This window comes from Pseudomonas putida S13.1.2, from assembly GCF_000498395.2.
Lineage (GTDB): Bacteria > Pseudomonadota > Gammaproteobacteria > Pseudomonadales > Pseudomonadaceae > Aquipseudomonas > Aquipseudomonas putida_Q.
In genome coordinates, this window is record NZ_CP010979.1 from 5,979,677 (window position 1) to 5,995,155 (window position 15,479).

19 protein-coding genes are annotated in these 15,479 nt (G+C 63.4%); 9 read left to right on the forward strand and 10 right to left on the reverse strand.

What is annotated here, in order from left to right:
• Positions 1–140: 140 nt before the first annotated feature.
• Together N805_RS26390 and N805_RS26395 are read left to right on the forward strand one after the other, a co-directional pair.
• Positions 141–407, forward strand: coding sequence for a PepSY domain-containing protein (locus N805_RS26390; RefSeq protein ID WP_019472678.1), 267 nt, complete (start codon positions 141–143; stop codon positions 405–407).
• Positions 404–937: a cytochrome b/b6 domain-containing protein gene (locus tag N805_RS26395; protein ID WP_019472679.1), complete on the forward strand. Its 534-nt coding sequence runs from the start codon at positions 404–406 to the stop codon at positions 935–937. Before N805_RS26390 ends, N805_RS26395 begins: the two co-directional genes overlap by 4 nt.
• A 120-nt stretch (positions 938–1,057) precedes the next feature.
• Here N805_RS26395 and N805_RS26400 read toward each other — a convergent pair whose 3' ends face one another.
• Genes N805_RS26400 through N805_RS26415 form a run of 4 tightly spaced genes read right to left on the reverse strand, consistent with a single transcriptional unit; the run spans position 1,058 to position 5,192 of the window.
• A complete protein-coding gene (locus tag N805_RS26400) occupies positions 1,058–2,167 on the reverse strand; it encodes an agmatine deiminase family protein (protein WP_019472680.1) in 1,110 nt (369 codons plus the stop codon).
• 3 nt (positions 2,168–2,170) lie between these two features.
• A complete protein-coding gene (locus N805_RS26405) occupies positions 2,171–3,256 on the reverse strand; it encodes an extracellular solute-binding protein (RefSeq protein ID WP_033692613.1) in 1,086 nt (361 codons plus the stop codon).
• A 2-nt stretch (positions 3,257–3,258) separates the two neighbouring features.
• Positions 3,259–4,155 (reverse strand): N-carbamoylputrescine amidase, encoded by an 897-nt coding sequence (gene aguB, locus N805_RS26410; RefSeq protein WP_019472682.1) that lies wholly within the window; start codon positions 4,153–4,155, stop codon positions 3,259–3,261.
• Positions 4,152–5,192, reverse strand: coding sequence for an agmatine deiminase family protein (locus N805_RS26415; RefSeq protein WP_019472683.1), 1,041 nt, complete (start codon positions 5,190–5,192; stop codon positions 4,152–4,154). The genes aguB and N805_RS26415 overlap by 4 nt, the downstream gene beginning before the upstream one ends.
• Before the next feature lie 135 nt (positions 5,193–5,327).
• On the opposite strand from N805_RS26415, the gene N805_RS26420 reads away from it, so the two are divergent.
• From N805_RS26420 to N805_RS26430, 3 genes are all read left to right on the forward strand, one after another.
• A complete protein-coding gene (locus N805_RS26420) occupies positions 5,328–6,182 on the forward strand; it encodes a LysR substrate-binding domain-containing protein (RefSeq protein ID WP_019472684.1) in 855 nt (284 codons plus the stop codon).
• A 250-nt stretch (positions 6,183–6,432) separates the two neighbouring features.
• The gene (fabV, locus tag N805_RS26425; RefSeq protein ID WP_019472685.1) at positions 6,433–7,644 is read left to right on the forward strand and encodes an enoyl-ACP reductase FabV; all 1,212 of its coding nucleotides are present in this window, start codon (positions 6,433–6,435) and stop codon (positions 7,642–7,644) included.
• Positions 7,645–7,805: 161 nt separating this feature from the next.
• Entirely contained in the window at positions 7,806–8,708 is a 903-nt protein-coding gene (locus tag N805_RS26430; protein ID WP_019472686.1) for an alpha/beta fold hydrolase, read from the forward strand.
• A gap of 129 nt (positions 8,709–8,837) precedes the next feature.
• Here the strand turns inward: N805_RS26430 and N805_RS26435 are convergent, their stop codons facing one another.
• The 4 genes from N805_RS26435 to N805_RS26450 form a co-directional block, all read right to left on the reverse strand.
• Positions 8,838–9,179, reverse strand: coding sequence for a HopJ type III effector protein (locus tag N805_RS26435; protein WP_019472687.1), 342 nt, complete (start codon positions 9,177–9,179; stop codon positions 8,838–8,840).
• Positions 9,172–9,468 (reverse strand): DUF1244 domain-containing protein, encoded by a 297-nt coding sequence (locus tag N805_RS26440; protein WP_003260708.1) that lies wholly within the window; start codon positions 9,466–9,468, stop codon positions 9,172–9,174. The genes N805_RS26435 and N805_RS26440 overlap by 8 nt, the downstream gene beginning before the upstream one ends.
• 9 nt (positions 9,469–9,477) lie before the next feature.
• Positions 9,478–10,170 (reverse strand): dihydromonapterin reductase, encoded by a 693-nt coding sequence (gene folM / locus N805_RS26445; protein WP_033692618.1) that lies wholly within the window; start codon positions 10,168–10,170, stop codon positions 9,478–9,480.
• Positions 10,171–10,247: 77 nt separating this feature from the next.
• The gene (locus N805_RS26450) at positions 10,248–10,808 is read right to left on the reverse strand and encodes an antibiotic biosynthesis monooxygenase (protein WP_019472689.1); all 561 of its coding nucleotides are present in this window, start codon (positions 10,806–10,808) and stop codon (positions 10,248–10,250) included.
• Positions 10,809–11,026: 218 nt separating this feature from the next.
• Between N805_RS26450 and N805_RS26455 the strand changes: the two genes are divergently transcribed.
• Entirely contained in the window at positions 11,027–11,962 is a 936-nt protein-coding gene (locus N805_RS26455) for a MerR family transcriptional regulator (protein WP_019472690.1), read from the forward strand.
• Here N805_RS26455 and N805_RS26460 read toward each other — a convergent pair.
• Positions 11,947–12,564 carry a PilZ domain-containing protein gene (locus N805_RS26460; RefSeq protein ID WP_019472691.1) on the reverse strand — a complete coding sequence of 206 codons (618 nt, stop codon included), beginning with the start codon at positions 12,562–12,564 and terminating at the stop codon, positions 11,947–11,949. The two genes, N805_RS26455 and N805_RS26460, sit on opposite strands and share 16 nt — an antisense overlap.
• A 238-nt stretch (positions 12,565–12,802) precedes the next feature.
• Here N805_RS26460 and N805_RS26465 point away from each other — a divergent pair, with 238 nt between their 5' ends.
• Positions 12,803–13,258 carry a flavodoxin gene (locus N805_RS26465; RefSeq protein WP_019472692.1) on the forward strand — a complete coding sequence of 152 codons (456 nt, stop codon included), beginning with the start codon at positions 12,803–12,805 and terminating at the stop codon, positions 13,256–13,258.
• Between the two features lie 131 nt (positions 13,259–13,389).
• Here N805_RS26465 and N805_RS26470 read toward each other — a convergent pair whose 3' ends face one another.
• Positions 13,390–14,283 (reverse strand): LysR family transcriptional regulator, encoded by an 894-nt coding sequence (locus N805_RS26470; RefSeq protein WP_019471692.1) that lies wholly within the window; start codon positions 14,281–14,283, stop codon positions 13,390–13,392.
• Positions 14,284–14,381: 98 nt separating this feature from the next.
• Here N805_RS26470 and N805_RS26475 point away from each other — a divergent pair, with 98 nt between their 5' ends.
• Together N805_RS26475 and N805_RS26480 are read left to right on the forward strand one after the other, a co-directional pair.
• Positions 14,382–14,768 (forward strand): CidA/LrgA family protein, encoded by a 387-nt coding sequence (locus N805_RS26475; protein ID WP_019471691.1) that lies wholly within the window; start codon positions 14,382–14,384, stop codon positions 14,766–14,768.
• Entirely contained in the window at positions 14,758–15,444 is a 687-nt protein-coding gene (locus N805_RS26480) for an LrgB family protein (RefSeq protein WP_016497950.1), read from the forward strand. The genes N805_RS26475 and N805_RS26480 overlap by 11 nt, the downstream gene beginning before the upstream one ends.
• The last annotated feature ends 35 nt before the right edge of the window (positions 15,445–15,479 follow it).

A 15,479-nucleotide genomic window follows, 5' to 3' on the forward strand; every position in this document is an offset into this window, starting at 1 on the left:
AGCATCGGTGGCTTTGGCTCATTTGTTAAGTTTGTTTTTCTTTCGGATTGATGTGGAAAACAAATCAATGGGCGCTCGGCGTTCTATCCAACTAAGCTGAATTTCGTGCTGTTTCACTCAACTGAATGGAGCCCATACCCATGCGCATCCTGATCGCCCTGACGCTTCTGATTGGCAGCAGCACAGCATTCGCCGCCACCCAATGCACCACCGCAGACAAAAGCACCTGGCAAGACCAGGACAAGTTCCAGGCGCAGCTCAAGGAACAGGGCTACAAAATCAACAAGTTCAAGGTTACCAAGGGCAACTGCTACGAGATCTATGGTTTCGACAAGGATGGCCGCAAGGTCGAGATCTACCATGACCCGGTGACTGGCAAGGCGGTCAAGTCCGAGTACCACGATTGAGCAGTGACGGCACGGTGCAGCTGTGGGACCCGCTCCTGCGGCTGTGCCATCTCTCCATCGCCGGTGTGTTTTTCGCCGACTATTTTTTCAACGAAGAAGGTGACGACTGGCACCAGTGGCTGGGCTATTACGCGCTGGGTTGTGTCGTGGTGCGCGTAGTCTGGGGCTTTATAGGGCCACCCAGCGCGCGCTGGGCCGACTTCTGGCCGACCCCGGCGCGGCTGGCCGGGCATGCCCGCACGCTGCTGCGCGGCGAGCCTTGTCACCGCCTGGGGCATTCGCCGATTGGCGCGTTGGTGATGCTGTTGATGCTGACCGGTATCGCTGGCTTGGGCTTGACCGGGTGGGCGTCCCAGGAGGTGGATGCGCTGTGGGGCGCCGATTGGCCGACCGACCTGCACAGCTGGTTGGCCGATGCGGTGTTGGCGTTGGTGTGTGTGCATGTGCTGGCGGCCATCTACGAGAGTGTGCGCCTGCGCGAGAACCTGCCGTTGTCGATGATCACCGGGCGTCGCCGGCGTCGCGATTGAGGGGACCTGTATTGGCCTCTTCGCGGGCTTGCCCGCTCCCACAGGTACTGCACAGCCCTTGAGAGCGGCGCGGTCCTTGTGGGAGCGGCTTTAGCCGCGAAGAGGGTCAGGCAACACCATTCAAACAGCCGGACACTGATGGGTCACACAGTGAATCCCGCCACCCCCGGCCGCAATGGCATCAATATCCAGCTGCACGATGTCCCGCCCCGGGTACAACGCCGCCAGCAACGCCCGAGCCTTGTCATCCGCCTGCGCATCACCAAACTGCGGCGCGATGATCGCGCCATTGATCACGAGGTAATTGATGTACCCCGCCGCAAAGTCTTCATTGCCCTTGCTGAACCTGTTACGCCGCCCGCGCTGTGGCGGTGACACGACATGAATCTGCAACGTCCGGCCTTCTGCATCGGTGGCGCGCTTGAGAATCTCAAGATGCTTGCGCGTCACGGCGTGGTCATACGATTCCGGGTCGTTGTCCAGGTTGGCAATCACCACCCCCGGCCGCACGAAGCGGGCATAGAAATCCACATGCCCGTCAGTGATGTCCTCACCGGCGATGCCCGGCAGCCAGATAACCTTGCTCAACCCCAGGCGCCCCTTGAGCTCGGCCTCGACCTCGGCCTTGCTCCAGCCCTTGTTGCGGTTGGCATTGACCCAGCTGCTTTCGGTCATGATGCCGGTGCCATGGCCATCCACTTCGATGGCGCCACCTTCGCCTACCAGTTCGCTGCGCTGGTAGCGGGCGCCGGCGAGGGTGGCGACCCGTTTGGCCAGCTGTGCATCGTTGCGGTGACGCTGCTTGTTGCCCCAACCGTTGAAGTTGAAATCCACCGCGCCCAGCGCGCCGTCGTCATCGAGGACGAAATTGGCGCCAATGTCGCGCATCCAGATGTCGTCCAGTTCGCACTCGACAAAGCTTGTGCGCGGGCTGGCGCAGTGCTGCCCGGCCAGCTTGCGTTCGCTTGCCCGGCAGAACACGGTGACCGGCTGATAACGCGCGATGGCCTGGGCGATGCGGCCCAGGGCAGCTTGCACATCGGCGGTGAAGTCTTCCCAGATGGCATCCTGGGCGCCGAAGGCGATGAAGGCGCGCTGCTGCGGTTCGCCCTCGTCCGGCATGAACCAGCGCCCGGTCTCGTCGGCGCGAGCCAGGCCCAGGGGCAAGCCAAGGCCGGCGCCGAGGCCGGCGGCCAGTGACAGTTGCAGGAAGGTTCTACGGCTTGGCATGGCTCAGTCCTGTGCAGTCTTGAAGCGTGTCCACACGCGCATGCGTGCCCGCATGTCAGCCTGTGGAATATCGCGGCCCGGTATTAGTCGGGCATAGGTTGCTTCGTCGAGGTAGATATCGGGGTTGTCGCGCATGCGTGGGTCCACCGCCTGGCGCGCCTTGGCGCTGGCAGTGGGGTAACCGGTGAAGTTGCTGATGGCAGCCATGTTCGCCGGGCGCATGACGAAGTTGATGAAACGATAGGCGTATTCCGGGTGCCTGGCATCGGCCGGGATGGCCATGGTGTCCATCCACACCGTGGTGCCTTGGCGGGGCACGCGGTACTGGAAGTCCAAGTGCTTGCCTGCGGCCTCGGCCGTGCGCTGGGCCTGGATTACGTCGCCGCTGTAGCCCAGGGACACGCACAGGTTTTCGTTGACCAGTTCGGTCACCGGCTGCGACTGGAATTTGCGCACATATGGGCGTATGGCCTTGAGCAATTCGCTGGCGGCGGCCAGGTCTTCACGCTTGGCGCTGCGTGGCTCGCGGCCCAGGTAGTTGAGGACCACCGCCAACACTTCGTCGGGCGAGTCGATGACCGAGATACCGCAGTCGGCGAACTTGGCGGCCAGCTCCGGCTTGAACAGCAGGTCGAGGTTGTCCAGCGGCGCATCGGGCATGCGCTGGCGGACTTTCTCGGCATTCACCGTCAGGCCGATGGTGCCCCAGGTGTAGGGCACGGTCGCCTGGCTGGCCTGGGGGTACCGGGCATGCAGTTGGCGCAGGCCAGGCTCGATGTCGTCCAGTGCCTCAAGGCGGCTATGGTCCAGTGGCTGCAGGCTGCCGGCGCGCATCAGCCGCTCGGCAACGGTGTCACCCGGGAACACCAGGTCGTAGCCACTGCGCCCCGACATCAGCTTGGCTTCGAGTACTTCACTGCCGTCCATGACGTCGTAGATGACCTGGATGCCGGTTTCGGCCGTGAACTGCTTCAGGGTGTCCTCGGCAAAATAGTCGGCCCAGTTGTACAGGCGCAAAACGGGCTGTTCGGCCTGGGCCTGGCTGGCGCAAATGGCCAGCGCCAATGCGGCTAGAACGTGGTGTTTCATGCTCAGGCCCTCAGGGTATGTGGATGCTTGCCGTCCAGGGTCAGCAGTGGGGCGTACATTTCCGGGCGACGGTCGCGGTAGATGCCCCAGCTCAGGCGGTCATCGCGCATGCGTGCCAGGTCCAGTTCGTGCAGCCAGATGCCGCTGTTGTCACGGTCGGCCTCGGCGAGCATGGCGCCCTTGTGATCGCAGATGAACGACGAACCATAGAAGCGCATGCTCAGCGAAGCGTCGCTGGCGGCGATTTCATCGCCTACGCGATTGGCTGCCACCACCGGCAACAGGTTGGCAGCGGCGTGGCCGCGCATGGCCACCTGCCAATGGTCGCGTGAGTCCAGTTCGGCGCAGCCGGGCTCGGAGCCGATGGCGGTGGGGAACAACAGCACTTCGGCGCCCATCAGTGCCAGGCAGCGAGCGGTTTCGGGGAACCACTGATCCCAGCAGATACCGATGCCCAGGCGGCCAAAGGCGGTATCCCAGACCTTGAAGCCGGTGTCGCCAGGGCTGAAGTACTCCTTCTCCTGGTAGCCGATGGCGTTGGGGATGTGGGTTTTGCGGTACACCCCGAGCAGGCGGCCATCGGCATCGGCCACGGTCAGCGAGTTGAAGAAGGCATTGCCGGCGCGCTCGTACCAGCTCAGCGGCAGTACCACGCCCAGCTCGCCGGCCAGCGCAGCGAAGCGCTGCAGGATCGCGCTGTCGGGGTAGGGCTGGGCGAGGGCCTGGTGCTGGTGGTCCTGTTCGATGCAGAAGTACGGGGTAGCGAACAGCTCCTGCAGCAGGATTACCTGGGCGCCTTTGGCAGCGGCCTGGCGCACCAGCTGTTCGGCGCGGTCGAGGTTGTCGGGCAGGTTCCAGCTGCACGGCATCTGGGTGGTGGCAACCCGTAGCAGGCTCATGGCTGTACCTCCGGCTGCTGCTGGGTGATGCAGTGAATGCCGCCACCGCCGTGGGCGATGTGGTCGATGCGCACGGGCACGATCTGCCGGCCCGGGAAGGCGTGGGCCAGTTGCGCAGCGGCCTCCTGGTCGGCAGCTATACCGTAGGCCGGCATGATGATCGCGCCGTTGGCGATGTAGAAGTTGGTGTAGGACGCACAGAACACCTCAGCGTTATGGTCGACCGCGGCGGTGGCCTCGTACAGGTCCAGCAGTTCGAAGTGTCGGCCCTGGGCGTCGGTGGCCAGCTCCAGGGCGCGGCGGTTTTCCCGCACCACGTCGGCGTAAACCGAGCCTTGCTCATGGGTGGCGTCGACCAGCAGTACGCCTGGCCGGGCGAAGGCACACACGCCGTCGACGTGGCCGTCGGTCATGTCGCCGGTGACGTATTGCGGGTCACCCGGCAGCCAGATGGTCTTGCGGATGCCCAGATGGCGGGCAAAGCAGGCTTCGAACTCGGCCTTGCTCACGCCAGGGTTGCGGTTGGGGTTGAGCAGCACCGACTCGGTGGTGATCAACGTGCCTTCACCATCGACATGAATCGCGCCACCTTCGTTGCACAGCGAGGTGCTGAAACCGTCCAGGCCCAGCTGGTCGAGGATGCGCCGACCCAGGCTGCGGTCCAGGGTGTGTTGCGACTTGTCGCCCCAGGCATTGAAGCGCCAGCTCAGGCCGGCCAGGCCATGCTGCGGGTGGCAGACGAAACTCGGGCCGCTGTCACGGCACCAGCTGTCGTCCACTGCCAGTTCGATCAGCTCGATGTTGGCACCGCAGAGCGCGCGGGCGCTGGCAACGGCAGACGGGTCGATCACCATTTTCACCGGCTCGAAACGGGCGATGGCCGCTGCGACCCGGGCGTAGTCCTGCTGTACATCGGCCAGGCGTACGTTCCAGCCGCTTTCCCACAGGGCCTGATTGTGTGGCCAGACCATCCAGGTTGCCGCGTGGCGTGCCCATTCGGCGGGCATGCGCCAGCCGCTGTCGAGGGACAGGTGCATAGTGAACTCCGATCTATTAAGGATTTTTATCAACGAAGCCCGCCGTCGCGGGTGTTGGTGTCCATGCTATGGCTAGGCCTGGCCGGCGACAAACGATAGATTTAGCGCACATCTGATCAGCAGGGCTTATCAATCATGCTTAAACACTGGCCACCCCTTAATGCCCTGCGCGGCTTCGAGGCTGCGGCGCGGCTGGGGAGTTTCCACAAGGCAGCCGAGGCGCTGAACCTGACGCAGTCGGCCATCAGCCAGCAGATTCGCAGCCTGGAAACCTACCTGGAGCAGCCGCTATTTCACCGCAGCGGGCGTAGCGTGAGCCTGACCGACGCCGGGCATGACCTGCTCAGCACCACCCAATCACTGTTGCAGCACCTGGCCGTGGGCATTCGCCGGCTTGACCAGTACCGCAAGCCCAACCAGCTGGTGGTCAACACCACCCCGGCGTTTGCCAGGCACTGGCTGTTGCCGCGACTGGCCGACTTTCACCAGCGTTGCCCCGAAGTGGACCTGTGGCTGTTCACCAGCTTCGAAGTGCCGGACATGGCCACCGAGACCATCGACCTGGCCATCCGCGATGACCTCAGCGCCCAGGCCGAGTGCAGCTTCAGTGTGCTGCATCAGGACCAGCTGTACCCGGCCTGCCACCCTGCACTGGCGCCTTCGGCTGCACGGACGACCTTGCACGGCGAACGGGAAATGGACTGGAGCCATTGGCAGCTGGAAGGTGGCGAAGATGTCGGGCAGCAGGGCAAGGGGCTGAATTTTTCCGATCCCGGGCTGTTGCTGGATGCGGCGAGCGAGGGGCTGGGGGTGGCACTGGTCAGCCAGTTGCTGGCGCGGCGGGCGATGGAGGAGGGGCGCCTGCAGGCGTTGTCGGCGCGGCGGGTGCGGGGGCCGGCGTGGGCTTGCCTGGTGCATCGGGATAGTCAGGATGACCCGCTGGCCAAACGGTTTCTGGAATGGTTGAAAGGTGCTCTCCTGGTCAATTGATCCAGCCTGCACCGGCCCTTTCGCGGGCGAGCCCGCTCCCACAGAGATTGTGCAAATCTTGAGGGCTGCACAGTACCTGTGGGAGCGGGCTTGCCCGCGAAGAGGCCAGAACAGGCTATCCCCGGTTTTGCATCCCCATGATCACCCCGTAATATGTGTCGGATAACCTGCGGGGGTAGTCTCACCCTCTGATCAATCGGAATCGCCCCAAGCGGCGCTTCCCCGGCATAAACCTGACGAGGTACAGACATTGGCCATCATTCATCCTAAGGTTCGCGGTTTCATCTGCACCACGACTCACCCGAAGGGCTGCGAGCTCAACGTCCGTGACCAGATCGAAGCCACCCGCAAGCTGGGCGTGCGCGAGGATGGCCCGAAGAAGGTCCTGGTCATCGGTGCTTCCAGTGGCTACGGCCTGGCAGCGCGTATCACCGCAGCGTTCGGTTTCAAGGCCGACACCCTGGGCGTGTTCTTCGAAAAACCAGGCACCGAAACCAAGGCCGGCACTGCTGGCTGGTACAACTCCGCTGCCTTCGACAAGTTTGCCAAGGCCGAGGGCCTGTACAGCAAGTCGATCAACGGTGACGCCTTCTCCGACGAGGCCCGTGCCAAGGTCATCGAGCTGATCAAGAACGAGATGGGTGGCAAGGTCGACCTGGTCATCTACTCGCTGGCCTCGCCTGTGCGCAAACTGCCGCAGACCGGTGAAGTCATCCGCTCGGCACTGAAGCCGATCGGCGAGCCTTACAAGTCGACCGCCATCGACACCAACAAGGACACCATCATCGAGGCCAGCATCGAGCCGGCCACCGAGCAGGAAATTGCCGATACCGTCACCGTCATGGGCGGCCAGGACTGGCAGCTGTGGATCGACGCCCTGGCAGGCGCCGACGTATTGGCCGAAGGCGCTCGCACCGTGGCCTTCAGCTACATCGGCAGCGACATCACCTGGCCAATCTACTGGCACGGTGCGCTGGGCCAGGCCAAGCAGGACCTGGACGATACTGCTCTGCGCCTGAACGAGAAATTGGCCAGCGAAGTGAAAGGCGGCGCTAACGTGGCCGTGCTGAAGTCGGTGGTTACCCAGGCCAGCTCGGCCATTCCGGTGATGCCGCTGTACCTGTCGATGGTCTTCAAGATCATGGAAGAGAAAGGCGTTCACGAAGGCACCCAGAACCAACTGGACCGCATGTACCGCGACCGCCTGTATCGCGCCGATGGTGCGCCGGCCGAAGTCGACGAGAAGGGCCGCCTGCGCCTGGACGACTGGGAACTGCGCGACGACGTGCAGAAGGAGTGCAAGGCCCTGTGGCCACAAGTGACCACCGAGAACCTGTTCGAACTGACCGACTACGCCGGTTACAAGAAGCAGTTCCTCAACCTGTTCGGCTTCGAGCGCGCTGACGTCAACTATGACGAAGACGTGGCCACCGATGTGAAGTTCGACTGCATCGAGCTGTAAGCTGAACCGCGCTGGCCCTATCGCCAGCAAGCCAGCTCCCACAGGTACACCACCAGCCTCATGACCTGTGGAATCCTGTGGGAGCTGGCTTGCCGGCGATAAGGCCAGTACAGGCTCAAGATTTTTTGCTAGTTTTGGCGCACAACAACAGGGAATGCGCCATGAGCAGCCTCACCCAACCCGCCACCCACTTTCGCCAAGCCACAGCCGACGGCTACAGCCTCGGCGGCTTTATCTGGCGCCACGCCCAGCCTGACCCCCAGCGCCCGCTGGTGATCATCAACGCTGCCACTTCGGTACGTTGCCGCTACTACTCCCGCTTTGCCGACTACCTGTTTGCCCAAGGCTGCGATGTGCTGACCTACGACTACCGTGGCATCGGTGAATCCCGCCCGGCTTCGTTGCGTGGCTTCCAGGCATCGTGGAGCGACTGGGGCCGTCTGGATTTCGAAGCGATGTTGGCGCATGCGGCCGCGCATTTCCCCGGTCAGCCAATAGACGTGGTGGGGCACAGTTTCGGCGGTTGCGCAGTCGGCCTGGCACCGTCGGCGGGCCAGATACGCAGGGTAGTGATGGTAGGCGCACAGTTTGCCTACTGGCGCGATTACGCGGCTGATCAACGCTGGCGGCTGTTCGGCAAATGGCATGTGGTGATGCCTTTGCTTACCCGCGCTTTGGGCTACTTCCCCGGCAAGCGTCTGGGCTGGATGGAAGACACCCCGGCGGGGGTGGTGGATGACTGGACCACCCGTACGCCACGCTATGAGCACCGGCCAAGTGGGCGCCGGCTGGAGAGGGTACCGTTTGCACACGTCCAGGCAGCGACGCTGGCCATCAGCTTGACCGATGACCCGTTTGGCACTGTGGCGGCGACCGAGCGGTTGCTGAGTTATCTACAGGGTGCCCGGCACCTGCGCATCGCGCCTGTGGATATCTCGGTCGAGGAGATTGGCCATTTCGCGTTTTTCCATGACCGGTTTCGCGAAACCCTGTGGCCGGTGGCCTTGCAGTGGTTGATGCAGGGGGAGCTGGAAGAAGGTGGGCCTGGCACCCTCATGGATTGAGGATGGATTCGATGTTTTGGGGCTGCTTTGCAGCCCTATCGCGACGCAAGGCCGCTCCTATAAAGGTACGCGGTCTTCTGTAGGAGCGGCCTTGCGTCGCGAAAGGGCCGCAAAGCGGCCCCAGCTATCTCAAGCCTTGCGCGAAAGCGGCTGCCCGGCAAATTTCACACCGGCCAAACCATGCTCGATCAGCGCACGGATATTGCCATGGTCGCTGCCCTCAGGCGTGGCCAGCACATCACGGTAGTGCTCGCCAAAAGCCAGCAACGCTTCCTGGTCGCTCAGCCCTTCCAGCAAAGCCAGCCCCAGGGTCTTGCACGAACCTTCGTTCTGCCCGGCCGCATTCTCCACGCCGCCGTTGTTGAAGGCCTGCGGCTGGTAGCTGTAGTTGTCGGCAATGAACGCCAAGGTATCGGCAAATACATGTTGGCCGCTGGCCAGGCTGGCGCGCAGGGAGTTCAGATCAGTCACGAGGTTTTCCTTTTTCGAACGCCGCTTGTTGGTCGGCACTGGCTTCTTTCTGGTATTGGGCTTTCCACTCGGCGTAGGGCATGCCGTACACCGCTTCGCGGGCGTCGTCCAGGCTCAGGTCGAGCTGGCGCTCGTCAGCCGCGGCCTTGTACCACTTGGACAGGCAGTTGCGGCAGAAACCGGACAGGTTCATCAGGTCGATGTTCTGTACATCGGTGCGCTTTTGCAGGTGTTCGACCAGGCGCCGGAACGCGGCGGCTTCGAGTTCGAGCTGTTGCTGTGGGGTCATGGGCTTCTCTCAGGTCATGCGGTTCTTCAAGTGGCGGCCACCGTTGATGACCACCTGGCTGCCGGTGCTGTACTGGCTGGCGAGCAGGTATTTGACTGTCTCGATCAGCGGGCCGGCGCCGGGTTCGAACTCCAGCAGGGCCTTTTTCAGGGTTTGCTGGCGGTAGGCTTCGTCGCCCCCTTCCTTGAGGATCAGCAGCCCGGGCAGGATACCGTTCACATGCACCTTGGGCGCATATTTTTCTGCGAACGACAGCACCATGTTCTGCAGCGCAGCCTTGGTGGCGGCGTAGCCAATGTGGCTTTTGCTGCCGCGCGAAGAGGTCTCGTCGCAGATATGGATGATGTCGGCCTTGTCCACCTTGGCCAGCAGGTCGCCCAGGGCCAGGTTGAGGTGGTAGGGCGCTTCGACGTGCAGGCGGAACATGGTATCGAGGTTGTCGAGACCGTCATCGAGCCACAGCGAGGCGTTGTGGATGATGGCGCGCAGGCCGTCGTAATGGCTGTGCAGGTGATCGATCAGGGCTTGCCGGTCGGCCGCCAGGCACAGGTCTGCCTGAAACTGCACGATGTTCGGGTGGGCCGTATGGGGTTGGACGCTGCGGCTGGCACTGACCACCGTATGGCCGGCCTGTGCCAGTTCAAGGGCCAGGGCCAGCCCGACGCGCTGGCTGGCTCCGGTAACGAGAATGGGGCTGTTCATGTTCGGGGCGGTCAACTTGTCTGTCCTTTGGTTGCGCCCAGCATACCCGAACTGTTTCCCTGTTGTATGGCCTGGCCTCAGCGGCTACGCAAGGCGCCACTGGTGGCCGGGGAGGCATGCAGCCAACTGGCCAGCAGGCGGGTGGACAAGGGGATGAACAGGTACACCATGACCGGCGTCAGGGCCAGGGTGCTGAGCATTACCCGGGGCAGCAGGTCCAGCGGTGCCAGCCAGGGTCCAAACAGCAGGTTGAACGCCAGCGAGACCGGGAAGAACGCCAGCCAGATGGCCACGGCCTGCTTCCAACGGGGTGGTTTTTGCACCGTATTGGTGCCGAACCAGTCGTCGATGCCGCTGACGCGCGCCTCTTTGGGGCGCTCGAACAGCCCGTTGCCGCGTTGTAACCAAGCCCGGCGCGAGGCGGAATGCTCCCAGGCATGCAGGGTGGGTTCGTCGCTGAAGCGGAAGATGATCTGGAATTCGTCGCCATCGCGGGGCGGGGCGAGGATGCCTGAACCGAGGTAGCCGAGGAAGTCGGTGGCCAACTGCTCGCCTTCATGCAGCCAGGCCAGCAGGTCCTGGTAGCGGCCATGGGCGGCGCGGCGCGACACCATCAAGGTGACGGGTGGGGTAGACATCGTGTATCTCCTGGCAACGGGGCTGGCGGGTAGCTGGCCCCTTTGGCTGCGTGGCCCGGGGTGGTGGGCAACGCAGGTGTGCATGCAAGAATCGGGCGCGGATTATCGCGCATGTGTGATCTTCGGCAAATGTCAGCCGGCAAACGGTTGCACCCTGCGATCGGTGTTGACGTAGTAGAATGAGCGTTCAACTTCCGCACTCAGGGTACCCCGTGCAGATGAACGAACAGGGACGTAATCCGCTGATCGAAGTGGGTCTTGAGCTGCAGGAGCTTTTTCCGATCCGTGAAGTTTCCCGTCTGACAGGCGTCAATGCCGTGACCCTTCGTGCCTGGGAGCGCCGGTACGGGCTGATTCAGCCAACCCGCACCGACAGTGGTCACCGCCTGTACTCCCAGGCCGACATCGATGACATCCGCCGTATCGTCGGCTGGCTAGAGCGCGGTGTGGCCGTGAGCAAGGTGGCCAGCATCCTCGCTCGCGGCCATGCCCTAGCCGTACAGGGCAGCGGTGCAACGGACACCTGGTTGACCTGGCAGCGGCAGGCGCGGCAGGCCGTGCAGCGTTTTGACATGGCAGGCCTGGACCGCCTGTTCGATGAGGTGTTTGCCGCCAGCACCGTGGACCAGGTGTTCGCCGAAGTATTCATGCCGGTTTGGCACGACCTGGCGGCTGGCCAGCGCGGCTATGGGCAGACCAGCGAGTGGCTGTTCCTCGACCAGTTCCTGCGTGGCCGGGTATTTGCGCGTTTGCAGCTTGCCCACGTGCCGAGTGATCGCGCGGTGCTGCTGGCCGCGTTGCCGGGGCAATGCCACGAGCTGGAGTTGCTGGTGACCGGCCTGCACCTGGGCAGCGACGAGATTGGTGTGACGCCATTGGCGAGCGGGCAGCCGTTGCAGGAGCTGGCGCTGGTCTGCGAACGCCTGAAGCCGGATGCCCTGGTGCTGTTTTCCCACCAGCCACCCACGGCGGAACTCACCCGAAAACTGGTGCGCCTGGCTGCGGTGCTGGAATGCCCGTTGTTACTGGCCGGCGAAGCGGCGGAAGTGGCACAGGACCACCTGGCGGGCAGCCTGGTCGCCTGCCTGGGTGCGCAGGGGAGTGTGATGCGCCAGCGCTTGCGGCAGTTTCTGGCCGGTCAGCTCGATACCTGAGTGTGCAGTTCGGGGTGCGCCCGGCGATGGGCCTGGAGGATATAGTCGCGCAGGCGGTCGATCTCTTCGGCCGGGCTCTGGCCCAGGTCGTAGGCTGCCAGGTCCGGGCCGATGCGCCGGCCCAGTACACCATGCAATTCGATCGGGCTGATGTCGCCCGGGGCGAAGTGCAACTCGAAGCGGGTGGGCGCTGCTGGCAAGCCGCGGATCTCCACCAGTACGCCTTTGAACGAAATATCGCGTACCCACAGGCCGCTTTGCTGATCGTGGCTATCGAGCAGCGGGCTGGGCGTTTCCATCGACAGGCGCCAGGCGCGCAGCATGGGGCCGTCTTCGTAGATTTCCGGTGAACCCAGTTGCAGGTGCAGGGCGTGGAACTCGTCTTCCACCAGTTGCAGCGGGAAGCTGATCTGCTGATTGTTGAACTGGGCCTGCAAGGTCACCTGTTCGTTGGCCACCAGGCGGGTCAGCAAGCTCTGGATGCGACGGTCGCCATTGACCAGCAGGCTCGACATGGAGTCGGCCAGGTTCAACTGCGGCGAATGCTGCATGCTCTGGATGAAATCCAGCTCGTCCTGGGTCAGGAGCGCGTCTGCTTGCATGATCGAACTCGGTGGTGGCGATTTCTTCAACGGAATTGACCGTGCGTGGCGTACTTGGTTCAGGCACGTTCGTCGGTTTTCAGACCAACGCGCAGTTAGGCCAGTTCCCGCTCCGCGACCTGGCGGATGACGTCTTTTCTGAATACCTATGATAGGCCCGCTTTGGTAGAGGCGGCCTTTTGCCAGCGCTGAATGCTAGTATCCTACGTTTTCACTCAGTTTCGGAATCCTCTACCCGATGAAAGTCGCCATTATTTCCGGATCGGTCTATGGCACCGCCGAAGAAGTCGCCCGTCATGCTGAATCGCTGCTGAAGGCAGCAGGCCTGGAGGCCTGGCATGCGGCGCGTGCTACGTTGCAGGATCTTGAAGGTTTTGCCCCAGACGCGCTGCTGGCCGTGACCTCGACCACCGGCATGGGCGAGCTGCCGGACAACCTCATGCCCTTGTACTGCGCCATTCGTGACACCCTGCCTGCGGCCTGGCGCGGCCTGCCGGGTGCAGTGATTGCGCTGGGCGACGCCAGCTACGGTGACACCTACTGTGGTGGTGGCGAGCAAATGCGCGAGCTGTTTGCCGAGTTGGGCGTTCGCGAAGTGCTGCCGATGCTGCGCCTGGATGCCAGCGAGACCGTGACCCCGGAAGCCGATGCAGAGCCGTGGTTGGCTGAGCTGCTTCAAGCGTTGAAAGCCTGACGGGGCATTTTCGCTTGTCCTGGCCTCTTCGCGGGTAAACCCGCTCCCACATGTAGGGCGCAGTTTTCCCAAACTGTGGTGTCCCTGTGGGAGCGGGTTCACCCGCGAAAGGGCCGGCACTGGCTCAATCATTAGCTACTGCGCGGCACCGGCCACTCGCGCAGCAACGCCAACCACGCCTGCGCTGCCCGTGACAGGTACGCCCCGCGCCGCCAGATAAAGGCAATATCCCAACGCAAATCCTGCGGCGAACGCAGCGGCAAACGCACCACCCCGGGGCGCTCCAGCGCTTTTGCCACCACCCGGGGCAGCAACACTACGCCCTGGCCCGCCGCCACCAGCGCTGCCAAAAAATCCGCCTGGCCACTGCGCCCGCCTTCCTTCGGGGTAAACCCTTGCTGCTGGCACGCCTTCAGCAGCCGGTCATTAAGCACGAAGCTGCGCTGATACAGCAGGAACGGCGTATCGGCCAGTTGCCCCAGGTCCACCCCGTCCAGGCCCGCCAAGGCATGGCCAGCCGGCAGCAGGGCATCCAGCGGTTCGTTGCAGAACGGCTGGTAGTCGAACGCTTCGTCGCTGGGCGTCAGGCTGCCACCCAGTTCCAGCTCGCCACTCCTGACCGCCTGCTCGACGCTGCGGCTGCCGCCTTCGAGCAACTGGATCGCAATGTTCGGGTGACGCCGCCGGTACTCGGCGAACAAGCCGGCGAACAAGGCGTCACTGCCCAGCATCGGCAAGCCCAGGCGCAGCTCGCCACGTTCCATCTGGCTGAGGTCGTCCAGCTCGTTCAGCAGTGCCTGGCGCTGACGCAGCAGGGCCTCGCCACGCTCCAGCACAATGCGCCCCGCAGCCGTCAGGTGCAGTTGCGAGGCCTGGCGCTCCAGCAATGGCTGGCCCACATCTTGCTCCAGCTGGGCCACCTGCTTGCTCACAGCCGACTGGCTGATGTGCAGGGTTTGCGCCGCCTGGGTAAAACCACCGCGGTGGATCACTTCGATGAAGCTGCGCAGCTGTTTGAATTCCATGCTCTGAATTCCATTCTGGAATGGCGATAAGTCTAACAATTCGCTTCTGGCCTAGGCAGCCGAATCTTAAAATGAGGGCCTGTCGAGGAACCCGCATCATGAAACCCGCGTTATTGAAAAAAGCCCTGCGCCTGCTTGTCGAGCTGGCAATTCTTTGTGCCCTGTTCCTGCTTGGTGGCCAGCTTGCCACCTGGCTGGGCTGGCCGATCCCCGGCGGCGTGATGGGCCTGGCCCTGTTGCTGATACTGTTCGCTTCGGGTGTGCTCAAGCCGGCCATGCTGCAATTGGGCGCCGGTTGGCTGATGGCCGAGATGCTGCTGTTTTTCATCCCGGCGCTGATGAGCCTGCTGGATTACGGCTCGCTCATCCGTGAAGAGGGCTGGCGCATCTTGCTGGTGATCGCCGTGAGCACGCTGATGGTGATGGTGGTCACTGCCATGACCGTGGAGCTGGTGTGCCGCTGGAGTGTGCGCCATGAGCCTTGAACCCATGCCGCTGTTCTGGCTGGCCCTGACCTTGCTGGCATACCTGGGCAGCCGCTGGCTGTACCGGCGCAGCAAGCGCTACCTGCTGTCGCCGTTGATATTGGTACCCGTGTTGCTGCTGGCGGTGGCGGTGCCGCTGCATACCGCCTATGCCGAGTATGCCCGCAACACCCACTGGTTGATGAGCGTGCTTGGCCCGGTGACCGTGGCCTTTGCGGTGCCGATCTGGCAGCAGCGGGCCATGCTGGCGCGCCATTGGCCGGCCTTGATGGTGGGCATGGTGGCTGGCAGCAGTGCCTCGATCGCCAGCTCCTGGGGCCTTGCGCACTTGCTGGCGCTGGACAGTGCAACCAGCCTGTCGCTGGTGCCGCGTTCGATCACCACGCCGTTTGCCATGCCCTTGGCCCATGACCTGGGTGGCGTGCCGGAGCTGACGGCGGTGTTCGTGATGTTCACCGGGGTGCTCGGCGCCATGTTCGGTGGCGTGCTGCTGCGCTGGTTGCCGCTGCGCACGCCCCTGGCACGGGGTGCGCTGTTTGGCGTTGGGGCGCACGGTGCCGGGGTCAGCCGGGCACAGGAGGTGGGCCGCGAGGAAGGCTCGGTGGCCGGCCTGGTCATGGTCCTGACCGGGTTGTTGAACCTGTTCGCGGCACCGTTGCTGGCCATGCTGCTCTGACCGTTCGTGCCACTGACTCGCTCAGTCATCAAGCT